General features: G+C 74.1%; 17 protein-coding genes. All 17 read left to right on the forward strand.

Annotation, left to right across the window (positions count from 1 at the left end; translation table 11 throughout):
• The first annotated feature begins 8 nt into the window (after positions 1-8).
• The 17 genes from BLU82_RS06380 (at position 9) to BLU82_RS06460 (ending at position 15,070) form a co-directional block, all read left to right on the forward strand.
• On the forward strand, positions 9-1,025 hold the full coding sequence (locus BLU82_RS06380) for an ABC transporter ATP-binding protein (RefSeq protein WP_092617282.1): 1,017 nt from the start codon (positions 9-11) through the stop codon (positions 1,023-1,025).
• Entirely contained in the window at positions 1,025-1,918 is an 894-nt protein-coding gene (locus tag BLU82_RS06385; RefSeq protein ID WP_092617285.1) for a mycofactocin-coupled SDR family oxidoreductase, read from the forward strand. Before BLU82_RS06380 ends, BLU82_RS06385 begins: the two co-directional genes overlap by 1 nt.
• On the forward strand, positions 1,915-2,310 hold the full coding sequence (locus BLU82_RS06390) for a hypothetical protein (RefSeq protein ID WP_092617288.1): 396 nt from the start codon (positions 1,915-1,917) through the stop codon (positions 2,308-2,310). The genes BLU82_RS06385 and BLU82_RS06390 overlap by 4 nt, the downstream gene beginning before the upstream one ends.
• Positions 2,297-3,685: a dihydroorotase family protein gene (locus BLU82_RS06395; RefSeq protein WP_157740656.1), complete on the forward strand. Its 1,389-nt coding sequence runs from the start codon at positions 2,297-2,299 to the stop codon at positions 3,683-3,685. The genes BLU82_RS06390 and BLU82_RS06395 overlap by 14 nt, the downstream gene beginning before the upstream one ends.
• A gap of 16 nt (positions 3,686-3,701) precedes the next feature.
• Entirely contained in the window at positions 3,702-4,625 is a 924-nt protein-coding gene (locus BLU82_RS06400) for a hypothetical protein (RefSeq protein WP_092617294.1), read from the forward strand.
• The gene (locus BLU82_RS06405) at positions 4,616-5,257 is read left to right on the forward strand and encodes an urease subunit gamma (RefSeq protein ID WP_092617297.1); all 642 of its coding nucleotides are present in this window, start codon (positions 4,616-4,618) and stop codon (positions 5,255-5,257) included. Before BLU82_RS06400 ends, BLU82_RS06405 begins: the two co-directional genes overlap by 10 nt.
• Complete coding sequence (locus BLU82_RS06410) at positions 5,257-6,957, forward strand: urease subunit alpha (RefSeq protein ID WP_092617300.1); 1,701 nt, start codon at positions 5,257-5,259, stop codon at positions 6,955-6,957. The genes BLU82_RS06405 and BLU82_RS06410 overlap by 1 nt, the downstream gene beginning before the upstream one ends.
• 1 nt (position 6,958) lies before the next feature.
• Positions 6,959-7,618: an urease accessory protein UreF gene (locus BLU82_RS06415; protein WP_092617303.1), complete on the forward strand. Its 660-nt coding sequence runs from the start codon at positions 6,959-6,961 to the stop codon at positions 7,616-7,618.
• Entirely contained in the window at positions 7,611-8,306 is a 696-nt protein-coding gene (gene ureG, locus BLU82_RS06420) for an urease accessory protein UreG (RefSeq protein WP_092617307.1), read from the forward strand. The genes BLU82_RS06415 and ureG overlap by 8 nt, the downstream gene beginning before the upstream one ends.
• Positions 8,296-9,006 carry an urease accessory protein UreD gene (locus BLU82_RS06425; RefSeq protein ID WP_092617310.1) on the forward strand — a complete coding sequence of 237 codons (711 nt, stop codon included), beginning with the start codon at positions 8,296-8,298 and terminating at the stop codon, positions 9,004-9,006. Before ureG ends, BLU82_RS06425 begins: the two co-directional genes overlap by 11 nt.
• An 84-nt stretch (positions 9,007-9,090) precedes the next feature.
• Positions 9,091-9,909 carry a MerR family transcriptional regulator gene (locus BLU82_RS06430; protein WP_092617313.1) on the forward strand — a complete coding sequence of 273 codons (819 nt, stop codon included), beginning with the start codon at positions 9,091-9,093 and terminating at the stop codon, positions 9,907-9,909.
• A gap of 4 nt (positions 9,910-9,913) precedes the next feature.
• Positions 9,914-10,834, forward strand: coding sequence for a polysaccharide deacetylase family protein (locus BLU82_RS06435; RefSeq protein ID WP_092617316.1), 921 nt, complete (start codon positions 9,914-9,916; stop codon positions 10,832-10,834).
• Positions 10,831-11,211 carry a cupin domain-containing protein gene (locus BLU82_RS06440; RefSeq protein WP_157740658.1) on the forward strand — a complete coding sequence of 127 codons (381 nt, stop codon included), beginning with the start codon at positions 10,831-10,833 and terminating at the stop codon, positions 11,209-11,211. Before BLU82_RS06435 ends, BLU82_RS06440 begins: the two co-directional genes overlap by 4 nt.
• Positions 11,208-12,020, forward strand: coding sequence for an ABC transporter ATP-binding protein (locus BLU82_RS06445; protein WP_197682770.1), 813 nt, complete (start codon positions 11,208-11,210; stop codon positions 12,018-12,020). Before BLU82_RS06440 ends, BLU82_RS06445 begins: the two co-directional genes overlap by 4 nt.
• Complete coding sequence (locus BLU82_RS06450) at positions 12,017-12,853, forward strand: ABC transporter permease (RefSeq protein ID WP_157740660.1); 837 nt, start codon at positions 12,017-12,019, stop codon at positions 12,851-12,853. The genes BLU82_RS06445 and BLU82_RS06450 overlap by 4 nt, the downstream gene beginning before the upstream one ends.
• Positions 12,854-12,878: 25 nt before the next feature.
• Positions 12,879-14,252 carry an ABC transporter substrate-binding protein gene (locus BLU82_RS06455; RefSeq protein ID WP_092617322.1) on the forward strand — a complete coding sequence of 458 codons (1,374 nt, stop codon included), beginning with the start codon at positions 12,879-12,881 and terminating at the stop codon, positions 14,250-14,252.
• A gap of 14 nt (positions 14,253-14,266) precedes the next feature.
• Positions 14,267-15,070, forward strand: a complete 804-nt coding sequence (locus BLU82_RS06460; protein ID WP_092617325.1) for an ABC transporter permease — start codon at positions 14,267-14,269, stop codon at positions 15,068-15,070.
• Positions 15,071-15,091: the final 21 nt, after the last annotated feature.

The following is a 15,091-nucleotide window of genomic DNA, read 5'->3' on the forward strand; positions in this document are numbered from 1 at the left end:
AGGCGGCGATGACCCACGACGAGACGGTGCTGGAGTGCGCCGAGCTGGTCCGGCACTTCCCGGTCAAGGGCAGCGACAAGGTCGTGCAGGCCGTCAACGACGTGTCGCTGACGTTCGGCGCGGGCGAGACGGTGGCGCTGGTCGGCGAGAGCGGCTCGGGCAAGACGACAGTCGGCCGGATGATCCTCGGCCTGCTGGCGCCGACGTCCGGGCGGATCGTCTACCAGGGCACGGCGCTGGACGAGATGGACCGCCGGCAGCGGCGCGACTACCGCGCCGGCGTCCAGGCGGTGTTCCAGGACCCCTACGACTCGCTCGACCCGCGCCGCCCGGTGCTGGCCAGCGTCCGCGAGCCGCTGCGGCGGCTGGAACTGGAGGAGTCGTCGCGCGACGGCACGCGGCGCGCGATGGCGGCGCTCGAGGCGGTGGGGCTGGCCGGCATCACGCCGAAGACCCGGCCGCACGACCTCAGCGGCAGCGCCTGCCAGCGGGTCGGGATCGCCCGCGCGCTGGTGACGCGGCCGCGGTTCATCGTGCTGGACGAGCCGACGTCGGCGCTCAGCCCGATCGCCCGGGCCGAGGTGATGCGGTCGCTGCACGACGTGCAGCAGTCCACCGGCGTCTCGTACCTGTTCATCACGCACGACCTCGCCGTCGTCGAGTCGCTGGCGCACCGGGTCGCGGTGATGTACCTCGGCCGCGTCGTCGAGGCGGCCGCCTCCGGCGACGTGTTCGCTCGCCGGCTGCACCCCTACACCGAGGCGCTGCTCGGCTCGGTGCTCTTCCCCGACCCGGACCGGCTGGACGGGTTCGGGGTGCTGCGCGGCGAGATCCCCAGCCCGATCGACCTGCCGCCTGGCTGCGCCTTCGCCTCGCGGTGTGCCATCGCCGGCGACGACTGCCGCACGGCGGTCCCGCCGCTCATCGACGACGCCGTCGCCGGGCACCACGTGGCCTGCATCCGTCAGCGGACCCGCAGCCGCGACCGGCAACTGACGTCCACCCTCAGGAAGGAGACCCCCTGATGACCGATCTCTCCGGCAAGGTCGCCCTGATCAGCGGCGCGGCCCGGGGCCAGGGGCGCTCGCACGCGCTGGCGCTCAGCCGCGCCGGCGCCCGGATCGTCGGCTTCGACCTCTGCGAGCAGATCCCCGCGACGAAGATCCCGATGTCGTCGCCGGCCGATCTGGAGGAGACGAGGAAGCTGGTCGAGGCCGCCGGAGGCGAGATGCTGGCCGTCCGGGCCGACGTCCGCGACTCTGCTCAGACCAGCGCCGTCGTCGACCAGGCGATGGACCGGTTCGGCCGTATCGACATCGTCGTCGCCAACGCCGGCATCGACTCCATCGACGCCACCATCGACATGCCCGACGAGGCCTGGGACGCCGTCATCGACGTCAATCTCACCGGCGTGTTCCGCACCATCCGCCCGGCGCTGCGGCCGATGATCGAGGCCGGCCGCGGCGGATCCATCATCGTCACGTCGTCCTGCGCGGGCCTCACGCCGTACCCCAACCACGTGCACTACGGCGCGGCGAAGTACGGCGTCATCGGCGTCACCCAGTGCCTGGCGCTGGAGCTGGCCGCGCACCGCATCCGCGTCAACGCGCTGGCGCCGTCGGCCGTCGGGACCGACCTCGCGCTCAACCCGGTGCTGTTCAAGCTGTTCACCGGGAAGGCGGACGCCACGGCCGAGGACGCCGCGCCGATCTTCCAGAGCCTCAACCTGATCGAGCGGCCGTGGCTGGAGCCGGAGGAGGTCAGCAACGCCGTGGTGTGGCTGTCCGGCGACGAGACCCGCGCGATCACCGGCATCGTGCTGCCGCTGGACCTCGGCTTCATGATCAAGGGCCCGTTCAACGCCCGCGACGCGGCCATGCGCCTGGACGGCAGCAGCTCCGAGGGACTGGTCTCGTGACCGACGCCTGGCGCGAGCGCTTCCTCGCCGTCTACGAGGCAGCCCGCGGCACCGGCGACGTCGAGGCCCTCTCCGGCCTGCTCGCCCCCGGCCTCCGGCTGGAGGACCCGCAGCTGCCCGGCGGGGTGGGGTCGAAGGCGGACCTGCTGCGGCTCACCGCCGACCTCGCGTCGCGGTGCGCCCGGCTGGCCGTCCGGCGGCACGGCCCGGTGTGCGTCAGCGCCGATGGCGGCGTGTTCACCCAGCGGTGGTTCGTCGAGGCCGACCTGGCCGGCGCCGGGACGGTGCACGTCGAGACGTTCGAGTCGTTCACCGTGACCGGCGGGCTGGTCAGCGCCGTGGCGATCTGTGTCCGGGACCTGAGGAGCAGCGATGTCCGTGCCGGAGTTTGACCTCGTCCTCACTGGCGGGACGGTGGCCAACGCCGACGGCGACTTCCGCGCCGACGTCGCCGTCGCCGGCGGGCGCGTCGCCGCCGTGTGGCCGGCCGGCGCCGCGCCGGCGTACACGGCCGGCGAGGTGCGCGACTGCACCGGCCAGTGGATCCTGCCCGGCGGCGTCGACCCGCACGTGCACGTCGGCATCACCTTCGGCGACGTCGTCACGTCCGAGGGGCACGAGGCCTGCACCCGCGCGGCGCTGGCCGGCGGCACCACGACGATCGTCGACTTCGCCATCCCGCGGCCCGGCCAGGACCCGCTCACGGCGGTGCTGGAGCGGCAGGAGGGGGCCCGCCGCGGCGCCGTCACCGACTACGCGCTGCACGGCTGCTTCACCGACGAGCACGTCGGGAACCTCGACCAGATCGACGAGCTGGTGCGGCTCGGCGTCCGCAGCATCAAGGTCTACACGACCTACCGCGACGAGCTGATGGCCGGCGACAAGCTCATCGCCGCGGTGATGAGCGCGCTGCGTCCGCACCAGGGCCTGACCTACGTGCACGCCGAGGACAACACGACCATCGAGCGGCTGCTGGCCGAGCTGGCCGACGCCGGGCCGATCCCGTACGAGAAGATCGTCGAGGCGCGGCCGGAGTCGGCGGAGGAGAAGGCCGTCGCCCACGTGCTGGCGCTGGCGCGGGAGCAGCGCGCGCCGGTCTACTTCGTGCACCAGTCCACGCCGGCCGCCACCGAGCTGACCCGCGCCGCGCGGGCCGCCGGCGTCCAGGCGTTCTCCGAGGTCTGCCCGCACTACCTGCTGCTGGACGAGTCCGCCTACGACGGCCGGTCGGGGGAGTGCTTCACCTGCTGCCCGCCGCTGCGGGCCCGCCCGACGGTCGACGCGCTGCTGGCGCGGACGCTCGCCGGGCAGGTGGACACCATCGCCAGCGACCACTGCGCGTTCCGGCGCGAGCACAAGTCGGCCAACGCGCACGAACTGCGGCAGATGCCGTTCGGGATGCCGGGCGTGCAGACCCGGCTGCCGGTCGTGCTGTCCGAGCTGGTCGTGCACCGGGGGCTGCCGGTGTCGGCCGCCGTCGAGCTGCTTTCCGCCGGGCCGGCCCGCCTCAGCGGCCTGTACCCGCGCAAGGGCGTCATACGGGCCGGGTCCGACGCCGACCTCGTGCTGTGGTCCCGCGACGGCGAGACGGAGATCTCCGCCGCCGGACTGGAGCAGGCCAGCGACTACACGCCGTTCGAGGGACTGCGGGTGCACGGCCGCATCACCGCGGTCGTCCGGGCCGGCGTCGTCGTCATCGGCGACGGCGCCGCCGCCGACCCGCCGGCCGGGCGGCTGCTGCCGTCCGGCCCGATCATCGTCGACTGAGAGAGGAGCGCCGTCCATGACGCGCGTCGTCGTCCTGGGTGACACTGCCGCGACCCGGTACTTCCTGCGGCAGGGGCTGAGCATCCAGCAGCTGGAGTTCGTCGGGCTGGCCACCGGGCCGGACCGGGAACGGCTGGCCTACGGTTTCGAGTACGGCTCGGCCGCGAGCCGGTTCAAGGGCACCGTCGAGGTCGGCGCCGACGCCGTGGTGCTGGCCGGACGGTACGGCCGCGGCGGGCTGCGGCACGACACCATCCCGTTCCTCGACGTTCTGGGCGCCGCCCCCGGTGAGCCGGTGGCGCCGGACGTCGTGGTGCTCGCGGCGGACTGGGACCGGCCGCTGCCGGAGTGGCTGACGTCGTCGGCGCCCCGGGTGGTCCGGTTCGGCCGGCCCACGCCGGTTGCGGCGGCGGTCGCGCCGGAGGCGGTCGTCGTGCCGGCGGCGGTGGGGTGGGTGGCGGGGGAGATCGCCGCGGCGGTTCGGCCGCTGTCGGCCGTCACCGCGGCCGCCGTCGTCGCCGTCGGAGCCGCTGATCCCGCGGGGGACCCGGACCGCGACTCGGCGCTGGCCGCGCGTGGTGGCGCCGCCGGGGCCGTCGTCTCCCCGTGGCCCGCCGCCGACGGAGTCGCGGGTGCGACCGTGGCCGACGGCGCGGTGCGGGCGGTCGCGACCGCCGTGCTCCACCTCGCCGTCGAGGAGCCGGTGGAGTCGGCCGCCGTGGTCCGCCGCATCACCTCCACCGCCCGCCGCACCCGCCTCGACGTCCGCTCCGGCCCGGCCGGCGGCGCCGACGCGCTCGGCTCGGCGGACGCGCTGGTCGACGCCTCCGCGGTGACGGCGTCCGGCCGGTCGGTGGTGGTCCCCTTCCACTGCGACGTGCTCACCCTGGAGGCGGCTCTGGCCTGCGACGTCGCCACCGGGGCGGCGACATGGACCTGACACCGGGCGACACCGAGAAGCTGCTGCTGGCCGTCGCCGGGATGGTGGCGCGGGACCGCCTCGAGCGCGGCGTCCGGCTGAACCGCCCGGAGGCGATCGCGTACCTGAGCTGCTGGGTGGTCGAGCGGGCCCGCGACGGCGCAAGCGTCACCGAGCTGATGAGCGCGGGCCGCCGGGTCCTGACCGCCGAGCAGGTGATGGACGGGGTCGCGGAGATGATCCACGACGTCCAGGTGGAGGCGACGTTCCCCGACGGCCGCAAGCTGGTCACGCTGCACCACCCGATCGGCGGGACCGGCGACGACGCCGTGGCGCCGGGCGCGGTGCGCACCGGGCCCGGCACGGTCGTGCTCAACGGCGACCGTGGCGACGCCGAGCGGCTCACGCTGACCGTCGTCAACACCGGCGACCGCCCGGTGCAGGTCGGCTCGCACCTGCACCTCCCGGACGCGAACGAGGCGCTGGCGTTCGACCGTGACCGGGCCCGCGGGTTCCGGCTCGACGTGCCCGCGGGCACGTCGCTGCGGTTCGAGCCGGGCGTCTCCCGGACGGTGGACCTGGTCGCGCTGCGGGGGCGGCGGCACGTCCCCGGCATCCGGCGCCGCGATCGCCCGGCCGGACGGGCTGGATGATGGCCGAGCTGAGCCGGGCCGCGTACGCGGCCATGTACGGCCCGACCACCGGCGACCAGGTGCGGCTGGCCGACACCGACCTGTGGCTGGAGGTCGAGCGCGACCTCACGGCCGGCGGCGAGGAGGCCGTGTTCGGCGGCGGCAAGTCGGTCCGGGAGTCGATGGCGCAGGGCACGACGACGCGGGCCGGCGGCGCGCCGGACACCGTCATCACCAACGCCCTGATCCTGGACTGGTGGGGGATCGTGAAGGCCGACGTCGGCCTGCGCGACGGGCGCATCGTCGCCATCGGCCGGTCCGGCAACCCCGACATCGCCGACGGCGTCGACCCGGGCCTGCGGATCGGCCCGTCGACGGACGTGATCTCCGGCGAGGGCCGCATCCTCACCGCCGGCGGCATCGACCCGCACGTCCATCTGCTCTCCCCGTCGCAGCTGCACGAGGCGCTGGCCACCGGCGTCACCACGATCGCCGGCGGCGGCACCGGGCCGAGCGAGGGCTCGCGGGCCACCACTGTCACACCGGGCGCGTGGCACCTGGCCGCGCTGCACCGCGCCCTCGACGACGTGCCGTTGAACGTCCTGCTGCTGGGGAAGGGCAACACCGTCAGCGACGACGGGCTGGCCGAACAGGTGCTGGCCGGCGCGGCCGGGTTCAAGGTGCACGAGGACTGGGGCTCCACCCCGGCAGCGATCGACGCGGCGCTACGGGCGGCCGACGCCTGGGGCGTGCAGGTGGCGCTGCACTCGGACAGCCTCAACGAGGCGGGCTTCGTCGACTCGACCATCGCGGCGATCGACGGCCGCTCGATCCACGCCTTCCACGTCGAGGGCGCGGGCGGCGGGCACGCGCCGGACATCCTGACCCTCGCCGGACTGCCGCACGTGATCCCCGGGTCGACCAACCCGACGCTGCCGCACACCGTCAACACCGTCGCCGAGCACCTCGACATGCTGATGGTCTGCCACCACCTCAACCCGGCGATCCCGGAGGACCTCGCGTTCGCCGAGTCGCGGATCCGGGCCACCACCATCGCGGCCGAGGACGTGCTGCACGACATCGGCGCGATCTCGATCACGTCGTCCGATGCCCAGGCGATGGGCCGGATCGGCGAGGTCGTCACCCGGACCTGGCAGGTCGCCCACGCGATGAAGGCGCGGCGCAGCCGGCTGGGCGCGGGCCCGGCCGACAACGAGCGGGCCAGGCGCTACGTCGCCAAGTACACGATCAACCCGGCGATCGCGCACGGCATCGACCACCTGGTCGGATCGGTCGAGGTGGGCAAGCTGGCCGACCTCGTGCTGTGGGAGCCCGCGCTGTTCGCCGTCCGCCCGGCGCTGGTGATCAAGGGCGGCGCCATCGCCTGGGCCGCGCTCGGCGACCCGAACGCGTCGATCCCGACGCCGCAGCCGGTGCTGCTGCGCCCGTCGTTCGGCGACGCGATCGGGTCGCGGCTGGCGGTCTCGTTCGTGGCGCCGGCCGCGCTCGACGACGGGCTCGCCGAGCGGCTGGAGCTGCGCCGCGAGCTGCACGCCGTCCGGCCCACCCGCGACGTCGGCAAGGAACAGATGATCCACAACTCGGCGCTGCCGCGGATCGACATCGACCCGGAGACGTTCGCCATCGACGTCGACGGCGAGCGGATCGAGCCGGCGCCGGCCGACCGGCTGCCGCTGGCCCAGCTCTACTCCCTGTTCTGACATGGCCGGGGCGGGGACGGCCGAGCTGTTCGTGCTGCTGCTCGTCGACGCCCGGCTGCCGACCGGCGCGCACGCGCACTCGGCCGGACTGGAGCCGCTGCTGCTGGCGAGCCCCGACGGACTGACCACCGACGAGCTGGCCGCCTTCGCCGCCGACCGGCTGCGCACCGTCGCGGCGGTCGAGGCCGCGACGGCGGTGCTGGCGACGCGGGGTGACGACGTCGCCGGCCTGGTCGACGCGTGGGCGGCTCGCACGCCGAGCCCCGCCGTCCGCGACGCGTCGGTCCGGCTCGGCCGGGGCTACCTGCGGCTGGCCCGCCGGCTGTGGCCGGACGCCGTCGACGACACGCTGGACGGGGCGCCGCGTGCCGTCGTCGCCGGGGTCATGGCCGGCCTCGCCGGCGTCGAGCCGCTGAGTCTGGCCCGCGCCCTGCTGTTCGAGGACGTCCAGTCCGTGGCATCGGCCGCGCTGAAGCTGTTGCCGGGCGATCCGGTCGAGACCGTCGCGTGGACGGCCGGCCTGCATGCCCGCATCGACGAGGTGGCCCGCCGCTGCGCCGCCGTCACATCCACCGAGGACCTGCCCAGTGCCGGCGCGCCCCGCGCGGACGAGCTGGCCGAGCGGCACCGGTCCTGGCAGAGGAGGCTCTTCCATGCCTGACATCCCACCGAGAGCGGTCCGCCTCGGCGTCGCCGGACCCGTCGGGACCGGCAAGACCTCGCTGATCGCCCTGCTGTGCCGCGAGCTGGCGGCGCACCTGGCGATGGCGGTCGTCACCAACGACATCTACACCGACGAGGACGCCCGGATGCTGCGTGCCGCCGGGGTGATCGCCGCCGACCGCGTCGTCGCCGTGCAGACCGGGGCCTGCCCGCACACGGCGATCCGCGACGACGTCACGGCGAACCTGCTCGCCGTCGAGGAGCTGGAGCAGCGGTTCGCGCCGCTGGAGCTGGTGCTGGTCGAGTCCGGCGGCGACAACCTCACCGCGACGTTCTCGCCCGCGCTGGCCGACGCGCAGATCTTCGTCCTCGACACGGCCGGCGGCGGCGACGTCGCCCGCAAGGGCGGACCGGGCATCGAGCGGGCCGACCTGCTCGTGGTGAACAAGACCGACCTCGCCCCGCATGTGGGCGTGGACGTCGCGGCCATGCTCGCCGACGCGGCCGCCGCGAGGGCCGGCGCGCCGGTGCATGGGCTGTCCCGCGACGATACGGAGTCCGTCACGGCCCTGGTCGAGTGGGTCCGGACGCTGGTGGCGCGGGTCCGCTCCGGCGCGCACGAGCCGGTGGACCCGGGACCGATGGCGCCGCACGCGCACGTCGACGGCACCGTCCATGCGCATTGACCTGAGCCGGTCCGGCGGGCGACGCCGCCTCGACCTCGAGGCCGGCGCGCTGCGGCCGTTCGTGCTGCCCGACGACGACGGCGTCACGCGCGTCGCACTGGTCCCGGCGGTGGCCATGCTGCTGGCGGGCGACGACGTGCGCATCCACGTGCGCGTCGGGGCCGGCTGCCGGCTGCGGATCGTGGAGCCGGCCGGGACCGTCGCCTATGCCATGCGCGGCGGCTCGGCGGCGCGGTCGATCGTGGCCGAGGTAGGCCCGGACGCGACGCTGGTCTGGGAGGCGCAGCCGCTGGTGGTCGCCGACGGCGCGCGGGTCGCGCTGGACGCCGTCGTCGACGTCGCGGCCGGCGGCCGGGCGCTGCTGCGCGAGCCGCTGCTGTTCGGGCGGTCCGGCGAGGTCGGCGGCGACGTCGTGACGCGCTGCCGGGCCCGGGTGGCGGACCGGCCCGCGCTGGTCGAGGAGCTGGACCTGAGCCGGCCGGCCCGCGCGTCGCCGATCGTGCTCGGCGGCCGGCGCTGCATGGACACGATGACGGCGCTGGGCTGGCGGCTGCCCGGGACCGGCCCATCGGTGCTGCAGCTGCACGGCGAGGGCAGCGTCCGCCGCGTGCTCGCCGGGGACCTGCCCCAGAGCCCGCTGCCGGCGGCGTTCGCCGCCGCGTCAGAGCGGCTGCTGGCCCGTCAGATTAAGTTGCAGTAACGCTTGAATTAAAGTGCAACGCACCCCTGTACAACACCAGATTCGCCGCTACAGTAACCATGTAGTTCTAGTGGAGGAGGCCGGGTGTACACGGTGACCGAGGCGGCCCAGCTCGTCGGTGTCAGCAGCGGCACGCTCCGGCTGTGGGAGGCGCAGGGGCTGGTCCAGCCGCAGCGCGGTCCGGGCGGCCGGCGCCGCTACAGCGAGGCCGACCTCGAGCGGCTGCGCAAGATCCAGTGGTGGCGCCGGGTCCGCGGGCTCAACGCGCCGGCCATCCGGCGGGAGCTGGAGCGCGAGGAGTACGAGCGCCTCGGCGACGCCCAGCCGACGCCCCCGGCGCGGCCGGGGCAGGACCTCCAGCTGCGCACGTCGCGCCGCCGGGCCGGGCTGACGCTCAAGCAGCTCAGCGAGCGCTCCGGGCTGAGTGTGTCGTTCCTCAGCGCGGTCGAGCGGGGGGTGAGCGCGCCCTCGCCGACGGCGGCGGCCCGGCTGACGGCGGCGCTGCACGGCGACGTCCGCGTCGATGCGCAGCAGGAGTCGCCGGTGCACCGTCTCGGCTCGGGCAAGCGCGTCGACATCGCGCCCGGCATCACCTACGAGTGGCTCTCCGGCCACCAGGGCCTGCTCGAGCCGCAGCTGGCCGTCGTCCAGCCCGGCGCGCACAGCGACAACACGTACCAGCACGACGGCGAGGAGTTCCTCGTCGTCCTGTCCGGCAGCTTCGAGCTCACCCTGGGCGAGGCCGTGCGGGTGCTCACGCCGCGCGACTCCGTCCACTTCGACAGCCAGGTGCCGCACTCGTGGGCCAACCGCGGCGACGTCGAGGCGGAGGTGCTCTGGATCACCACCGAGCGGGGTGTCTGGCAGGCCGGTTCCAGCAGCCACGCACCGCGGAAGGACTGATGACGTGAGGACTCGTGACCTGGTCGGGTACGGACGCCGGCTGCCGGTGGGGCGTTGGCCCAACGGCGCGCGGCTGGCCGTCTCGCTCGTGCTCAACTACGAGGAGGGCTCCGAGCGCAGCTTCGCCATGGGCGACCCCGACCAGGAGACCGGCACCGAGTGGGGGCAGTACCCGTACCCCGCCGACATCGCGAACCTCGCGATGGAGTCGATGTACGAGTACGGCTCGCGGGTCGGCGTCTGGCGCGTCTTCGACGTCGCCGACTCCTTCGAGGTGCCGCTGACGATCTTCGCCTGCGCCCAGGCGTTCGAGCTCAACCCCGACGTCGCCGCGTACGTCCGCGACAGCGCGCACGAGGTGTGCAGCCACGGGTACCGCTGGGAGGAGGTCTTCCGGCTGACGGCGCAGGAGGAGGCCGAGCACATCCGGCTCGCCGTCGCCAGCCTGGAGAAGACCGTCGGCCGCCGCCCGGCCGGCTGGTACTGCCGCTACGGCCCGAGCACCCGCACCCGCGAGCTGCTGGTCGCCGAGGGCGGCTTCCGCTACGACAGCGACTCCTACGCCGACGACGTGCCGTACTTCGTGCTGGCCGGCGGCGAGCGCCGGCTGGTCGTGCCGTACTCGCCCGACGTCAACGACTTCCGGTTCTGGCAGGCCAACGGGCCGGCCACCGCGGCGCTGCTGACGGAGTACCTCACCGACAGCTTCGACGAGCTGTACCGCGAGTCCGAGCGCACGCCGCGCATGCTCTCGTTCGGCCTGCACCCGCGCATCATCGGCCGGCCCGGGCGCATCCGTGCGCTGCGCGACTTCATCGAGTACGCGCTCGGCCACGACGGCGTCTGGTTCGCGACCCGCGAGGAGATCGCCGACGCCTGGCTGCGGCGCGACGCGACGGACTTCGACGAGCAGGGCGTCCCGTGACGGCCCTGCCGGCGCCGGACCCGTCCGCCGCGCCCGTCCAGCAGGCCGTGCTCGCCGCCGAGCCGGCGCCGTCCGGCCACCCCGGATACGGGCTGCACGCCGGCGTCACGCACCTGCTTCCTGGTGGCTCGACGCCGCTGATCAGGCACGACGTCGCCGAGTTCGTGCTGGTGCACGACGGCGTCCTCGACGCCGAGCTGGACGGCGACGTCCGCCGGGTCGGGCGCGGCGACCACTTCACCGTCCCGGCCGGCTGCTGGCACGGCTTCACCAACCCCGGCATGGAGCCGGCCTCGATGATCTTCGCCTTCGGCGGCGAGCCGGGACCGGTGACCGTGCGACGCGACCGTCCGGCCCGTGAAGGGAGCCTGCCATGACCGGCACGACGAACAGCCCCGCCACGACCCCACCGGTGACGGCGGTCGAGGACGGCCGGCCGTTGATCGAGGCCGGCGGCGTCGACATGGCGTTCCGGACCGGCCGCGGCCGCCGGGCCGAGGAGCACCGGGTGCTCGAGGACGTGAGCTTCGGCATCCGTGCCGGCGAGTTCGTGTCCGTCATCGGACCGTCCGGCGGCGGCAAGACCACCCTGCTCAGCCTGATCGCCGGTCTCGCCACGCCCACCGGCGGGCGCATCGTCGCCGGCGGGCGGACGGTCACCGGTCCGGGCGCCGACCGCGGGGTCGTGTTCCAGCAGGACGCGATCCTGCCGTGGCGCACCGTGCGCCGCAACGTCGAGTACGGCCTCGAGCGGGCCGGCCTGCCGCGCGCCGAGCGGGCCGAGCGCGCGGCAGAGTTCATCGAGCTGGTCGGGCTGACGAAGTTCGCCGACTACCTGCCCAAGCAGCTGTCCGGCGGCATGAAGAAGCGGGTGGCGATCGCCGCCGTGCTGGCCAACGACCCGGCCGTGCTGCTGATGGACGAGCCGTTCGGCGCGCTCGACTACTCGACCCGCGTGCACCTGCAGGACGAGCTGCTGCGGATCTGGGAGCGGCGCCGCGTCACCACGGTGTTCGTCACCCACGACATCGAGGAGGCGCTCTACCTCTCCGACCGCATCCTGGTGCTGGCCGGCGGGCGTCTGGCCGAGGACTTCGCCGTCCCGTTCGGCCGCCCGCGCGACCCGGAACTGCGCATGGGCGCCCAGATCCAGCAGGCCCGGAGCCACCTCTGGGGCTACCTGTGAGGGTGCACCGGCTCGCCGTCAGCGCCCTGGGCTGCCTCGCGCTGGTCGCCGCGTGGGAGGTCGGCGCCTACGTGGTCGGCGGGCGCAGCGCCAACCCGGACATCGTCTGGCCGCACCTGTCCGACGTGCTCGGCGAGGCGCTGCCCGCGCTGGCCGGTGTCGACACCACCGGCGGCCAGCAACTGACCGGCGTCGCGGAGCCCAGCCTGAGCGGCGCGGCCCGCGTGCTCGGTGAGCAGGCGCTGGTCACGACGCTGCGGGTGGTCGGCGGGACCGCGCTGGGCATGGTCGCCGGCGTCGCGCTCGGATTCCTGCTCGCCACGACGGGCTGGTTCCGGCGCGCGTTCTCGCCGGTGCTGCAGACGCTGCGGCAGGTCCCGCTGTTCGCGCTCACCCTGCTCTTCGTCATCTGGTTCGGCGGCACGACCACCGGGATCGTGGTCTTCGTCGCGTTCGGGACCGGGCTGATGATGATGGTCGCGACGCAGGAGGCCATCGCGTCCGTCCCCGCCGTCCACGTCACCTACGCACGCACCCTCGGCGCCACCCGCGCCGACGTGCTGCGCACCGTCGTGGCTCCGGCCATCGTCCCGCAGCTGGCGGCGACCACCCTCGTCGTCGTCGGGCTGGCCTGGGCCATGGTCATGGCCGCCGAGTTCCTCGGCACCCAGCAGGGTCTCGGGCGGCTCATCCTCTTCTTCCAGATGTTCCAGCTGACCGACCGGATGGTCGTGGTCGCGGGCGTCCTGACCGTGCTCGCGGTCGCCTCCCAGCTGGTCCTGACGCAGGTTCTCGCCCGGCTTACCCGCTGGGTCCCGCGCGAGAACGGCTGACCCTCCGACAGACAGGAGTTCACCGATGATCTCCAGGCGCACCGCGGCACTGGCCGCGCTCGCCGGATTGTCGTTCGGCGCGCTGGGCGCGTGCGGCGACGACTCGTCCGGCGACGGCACCGCCCCCGCTCTGGACGAGAGCCTGACCAACGTCGGCGTCGGCGCGTGGGACGGTGTTCTCGGCGTCGACCTCACCGACGCCGACCCCGCCGTCCCCGACGTCGAGGTCCGGCTGGCGCAGGCCCCGTTCTGGGACCACAGCACCGAGCAGATCGGCATCGAGCTGGGCTACTTCACCGACGCCGGCATCACCGTGACGCCGCAGCCGTCGGGGACCATCCTCGGGATGGACCAGATCGCGCCCCAGCTGCTGGCCGGGCAGATCGACGTCGGCACGATGGTCCCGCAGATCTGGACGTCATCGCTGGACCAGGGCGTCACCGCGCGGGTGTTCACGTCGCGCGACATCTTCATGGGGCACGCGTTCCTGGCCGCTCCGGGCACCGGGGCGCGCTCCGTCGGCGACTTCATGGACGACGGCATGAGCTGGGACGACGCCGTCGTCGCCGCGCTCGAGCAGATCGTCGGCCAGACGGTGTACGTCACCGACGAGGCCAGCCCGCGCTCCTTCCGCGAGGTGGCGCTGGAGGCGGCCGGGCTGACCACGGACGACTTCGAGTCCAACGTGCTCGACGACACCACCATGCAGCAGCTGGCCATCAGCGGCCGGGCCGACTTCGTCGCGCCGGCGTCCGGGCCGAACATCGTCTCGCTCATCGCCGAGGGCTGGATCCCGCTGGTCAGCACCAGCGACATCGTCGAGCACGGCAACGCCGAGCAGCTGCTCACCGTCGTCGTCAACACCGGCCTGGCGGCCGAGGTCTCCTGGCTGCAGGCGAACCCGGAGACGGCGCTGCGGCTGGCGTCGGTCGGCTACCGCATCGTCGACCTCAAGAAGACCGACCCCGAGGCGGCCGCGGGCATCCAGATCCCGTTCATCAACAGCATCGCCGGGACGTCGTTCACCATGGCCGACGCGGAGACGCTGGACCAGCGGATCGACCCGTTCTACTCGTTCGAGGAGCAGGCCGAGTTCTTCCAGGACGAGTCGTCGCCGTTCTACTGGTCCAAGCCGATCGACGCGACGGTCGAGAGCCTGCGCGACGCGGGCCTGCTCACCGGCGAGCACGAGGCGTCGGACGTCTCGTGGGCCGACAGCACCTGGCTGACGCTGGACTCGCTGCGCGAGCAGAGCGGCGAGCTCATCGACGAGCTGACGGCGGCGGGCGGGCTCACCGGCCAGGCGGCCGAGCAGCTCGCCCGGGCGGAGGAGTTCTTCGCCGCCCGCAACTATCTCGACGCGTTCCGCTTCGCCAACGCCGCGAAGCTCAACGCCTGACCCGGGAGCGCGCGGTGTCCATCGTGGTGTCCGGGACGCGGCGGGCCGGCGGCCGGCTGGCCGGCCTGGCCGGTGCGCTGCTGCTGCTCGCGCTCTGGGCGTGGCTGAGCACGCGGACGGTGCCGACGCGGCTGCCGGGGCCCGACGCCGTCCTGCGGGTGATGGCCGAGAGCCTGACGTCGTCGCCGGTCATCGCGGCGCAGGGCGGCGGCTCCGGCGGGTTCCTCCCGCACATCTGGGCGACGCTCTGGCACACCGTGGTCGCGGTGGCCGCCGGTGCGCTCCTGGGCTGTGCGCTCGGCTGGGCGCTGGCCACCGTGCAGGGCGTGCGGTGGCTCCTGCAGCCGCCGCTGGAGATCCTGCGGCTGGTGCCCAGCCTGGTCGCGGTGCCGTTCTTCGTGCTGTGGTTCGGCATCGGGCCGGTGCCGCAGTTCGCCCTGATCGTCGGCTACACGGTGCTGGTCATGCAGGTCGCGGCGTACACCGCGGTCCGCGACTTCCCGCCGCACGTCCGCGACTACGCGCGGACCATGGGCGCGAACCGGTGGGCCGTAGCGCGCACCGTCCTGCTGCCCGGTGCGCTGCCCGGCCTGCTGGGCTCGCTGCGGGTGACCCTGCAGCTGGCCTGGGGCCTGGCCGTCGTGGCGGAGCTGCTGGGCGCGCAGGTCGGCGTGGGCCGGGTGATGTCGTCGGCGGCGCGGCTGTTCCGCACCGACTACGTGATGGCCGGGCTGGTCTGGATCTCCGTGATCGCGATGGTCACCGACGCGGTGTTCCGCTGGGCGATCCGGCGTACGACCGCCTGGAGCAGGGACTGACGTTCGGCGGGGGATCCCGCC

Origin of the sequence: Jiangella sp. DSM 45060, from assembly GCF_900105175.1 — a bacterium.
Lineage (GTDB): Bacteria > Actinomycetota > Actinomycetes > Jiangellales > Jiangellaceae > Jiangella.

Bases quoted from the DNA above. Each gene is read 5' to 3' on its own strand.
- BLU82_RS06380 (WP_092617282.1), top strand. From the start codon at position 9: ATGACCCACGACGAGACGGTGCTGGAGTGCGCCGAGCTGGTCCGGCAC.
- BLU82_RS06385 (WP_092617285.1), top strand. From the start codon at position 1,025: ATGACCGATCTCTCCGGCAAGGTCGCCCTGATCAGCGGCGCGGCCCGG.
- BLU82_RS06400 (WP_092617294.1), top strand. From the start codon at position 3,702: ATGACGCGCGTCGTCGTCCTGGGTGACACTGCCGCGACCCGGTACTTC.
- BLU82_RS06405 (WP_092617297.1), top strand. From the start codon at position 4,616: ATGGACCTGACACCGGGCGACACCGAGAAGCTGCTGCTGGCCGTCGCC.
- BLU82_RS06410 (WP_092617300.1), top strand. From the start codon at position 5,257: ATGGCCGAGCTGAGCCGGGCCGCGTACGCGGCCATGTACGGCCCGACC.
- BLU82_RS06415 (WP_092617303.1), top strand. From the start codon at position 6,959: ATGGCCGGGGCGGGGACGGCCGAGCTGTTCGTGCTGCTGCTCGTCGAC.
- ureG (WP_092617307.1), top strand. From the start codon at position 7,611: ATGCCTGACATCCCACCGAGAGCGGTCCGCCTCGGCGTCGCCGGACCC.
- BLU82_RS06425 (WP_092617310.1), top strand. From the start codon at position 8,296: ATGCGCATTGACCTGAGCCGGTCCGGCGGGCGACGCCGCCTCGACCTC.
- BLU82_RS06445 (WP_197682770.1), top strand. From the start codon at position 11,208: ATGACCGGCACGACGAACAGCCCCGCCACGACCCCACCGGTGACGGCG.
- BLU82_RS06455 (WP_092617322.1), top strand. From the start codon at position 12,879: ATGATCTCCAGGCGCACCGCGGCACTGGCCGCGCTCGCCGGATTGTCG.